This window comes from Citrobacter sp. U14242, assembly GCF_046555775.1.
Lineage (GTDB): Bacteria > Pseudomonadota > Gammaproteobacteria > Enterobacterales > Enterobacteriaceae > Citrobacter.
In genome coordinates this window covers 1-2,739 of record NZ_JBKGLW010000029.1, presented here as the reverse complement: position 1 = coordinate 2,739, position 2,739 = coordinate 1, and the positions used below count along the sequence as shown (strand labels likewise).

The 2,739-nt window shown below is 43.2% G+C and carries 1 protein-coding gene and 1 pseudogene; one reads left to right on the top strand and one right to left on the bottom strand.

The window, feature by feature from the left end; genetic code table 11:
- Nucleotides 1–91 precede the first annotated feature (91 nt).
- A pseudogene (locus ACLJXE_RS24260) lies at nucleotides 92–256 on the top strand (integrase core domain-containing protein); the annotation flags it as partial.
- A 232-nt stretch (nucleotides 257–488) separates the two neighbouring features.
- On the opposite strand, the gene ACLJXE_RS24255 reads toward ACLJXE_RS24260, so the two are convergent.
- Nucleotides 489–2,612, bottom strand: a complete 2,124-nt coding sequence (locus ACLJXE_RS24255; RefSeq protein ID WP_410752235.1) for an MBL fold metallo-hydrolase — start codon at nucleotides 2,610–2,612, stop codon at nucleotides 489–491.
- Nucleotides 2,613–2,739: the final 127 nt, after the last annotated feature.

Here is a 2,739-nt window from a genome sequence, read left to right as displayed (position 1 = left end):
AAATGACATGACTCCGGCTGAATTCATCCGAAGTCTCCGGAAAGGCGAAGATCTCTGATTTAGCACTGCACTGATTTTGGGCCAGGGTCAGCGGGATGAATGTCTGAATGTGCACTGGTTCCTGTCTTTGGAAGATGCTCAGGAGAAAATTGAACACTGGCGACAGGAATACAATCAGTACCGGCCACATTCTTCGTTAAATAACCAGACTCCGGCAGAATTTGTTCGAAGTCTGCAAAAAGGCCCGGATCTCTGATTTATCTTGGCACCGATATTGGGAGGAGATCAAAAAGGTCCGGATCTCTGATTTAGCCTGGTACAGATATTGGGGAGAGGTCAAAAAAATGGAAATCTCAAAAAGTATGTGGAACTAAAGCAGGGATATTTACAGTCTGACTGTTATTGTAAATGTTCCATTTCGTCACCAAATTGCATTGATGCAGATAGTTTTAAACTATCTGCATCACAGATGTTCATATTAACATAACCTAGAGTTCAAACCACGCAAGGTGCTTCTCATCAGACATAAAATTTAGTTGTTCATGGATCTCTCCATCTTCTTTTATTGTTTGTGTTTTCTGATAGAAATCCATTAAGTTATTCGTGCGTAAACAAAAGGAATTTTTATCATACCCGAAGCTTATTGGTGGGATTACTGACTGGGATGTGTCATCAAAAAGACGAACCATCTTAGCTGGGTCAAGAGTGATTATTTCGTTTTTATAATGGTTTGTGGAAAACCATTTAATCCCCCATTCACTTGGCAGGAAGTTTGGTAATGGGAAGCTATCCTTTTTATAAAGGTGCAAAATTAAATGAGGTTCATTATAACGGCCATAGTTCCATTTCACTGCTCTGAAATCATACTGACTGATTAAATCATGAAATAATTGTGATTCAAGATACTTTGCAAAATCCCCGTCGGGGATGCCTGCCCAACGTGCAGACAATGTGAGTAATGCTTCAGTATTAACACTCTTCAAAAAATCGTATTTATCGCGCAAATGCAAAGTTCGATCATCAATTTTTTCATCAGAAGTAAAAATTAGATGCTCAAATTTCGTGATGCGCTTTAGCGCCGCTTGGTACTCTTTGCCTGTTAATGGTGCAACAATTTTTACGCTTTTATCGATCTGTCGGTAAGGTGTTTCTGCCCATAGCAGCCCATGTGATTGCGCATAAAGCACTACAGGACCAGGATCATTAATAAGTTCAAAACGTTCATGACCGTTAAATATTCCTATAATCTCATCAAGACTATACTTTTCGAAACAACTATTTGCACGTTCAGTAAGTGAAAGCTTTTCTAATTGCTCGGTTCTTCTTCGGATAAGCTGTTTGTTCAACCACTGCGCATGCTTTCTTACTTCAGTTTGCGTCCATCGAATGAAGGATTCATCTGGTTCTATTAGTTTTTGCTGCATCACCACGATCGGCGCCGGGCTACGGTGTCCGTTGCCGCTCAGGCAGGCTGCAGCGTTCAGTGATTCACAGCGCGCTGAAAGACTAATCCGCTGAACAGGATGCTGATCTGTGGTGTTGCAATCAAAATGCTGTGCGCAAGAGGTTTTCCCCTCAGGCTGTGTGTCTGAAAAAAACAATTCTTTATTGCGCTTGTTGGGGCAAACTAGTGTGGCACCAATCATACGCACCGATTCGCGAAAACGGCAGTGCGGTAGCGAGTGCTTGCCATTGGCGCTGACTGTGACAATACGTGGACGAGTCCATAGCCAAAATTGCTCTACATCGCTTATTTCGTCACTTTTGTCTGACAGGTATACCCGTCCTCCGTGGTGCGGAGCCTTCATAACGTCTGCTGCCAACCCCATCGGATGTTCTGAAGCGATCCACACCCAATTCTCTTGATCACCAGTAAGAACGATACGTCGACGATGGTGCTCTTCAAGCAATATATCTATCACCAGAACAAGAGAAGTATTATTTACAAGATGCTGACCGAAAAAATCGGGTTCATCCATTGATTTTTTATATTTGTTCAATACGCTGAGTGCGGCTTGATCGCTCTTAACCTCATGGCCATTAAACTGTAACTGATCGGGCAATAGTGCATTTTGGCTGTCGAAAAGCTTTACATCTTGTTGAATAGTATTTTCATCATCGGGCTGTATTTGGGAGCGGATTAACCATTCCAGAGGCAAAGTTGTGTGGGTGAGTAGTGGCTGAAGCTCTGATAGAGGAGCGCTATAGAGTTTTTTCATCAGCTTTCTCGCGGGAGATATGACACTTACGGAACCGGTTTCTGTACGGTGAATATGATCTTGGAGAGGATAGATAACACGTATATCGCGTGAGATAGCCAGCTCTTCAATCTCTTCAGCTAATGTCACTGCACTTTGTACATGCGGTGCAAAAAGCCACTTTAATCGCCGAAAGGTAGGCAGACAAGGTAACCATACTTCTCCAATACAAATACTAAGGTTTTTGAGCAGCTCATTTATCCCTCTCCTATGGTCTGCGTCAACATGGCTCAATACGACAATATCCAGATCGTTTTTGCCATCAGGACGCTTATTTTCTAGGTGAGAAGCAAGGGCTGAAGACATAGCTAAGCCTCCATCGTATAGAAGACGGAAAGTGAGCGTATCCCGCAGCCAAAACTCAATAAGCTGACAATCTCCGTGGCCGACTGGACTGACCCCACCCCGGTAGACGATCCTGCCCTATAGTTTGAGCATAGGAGGAGCGTATGGGCACACCACGATTTACACCTGAATTTAA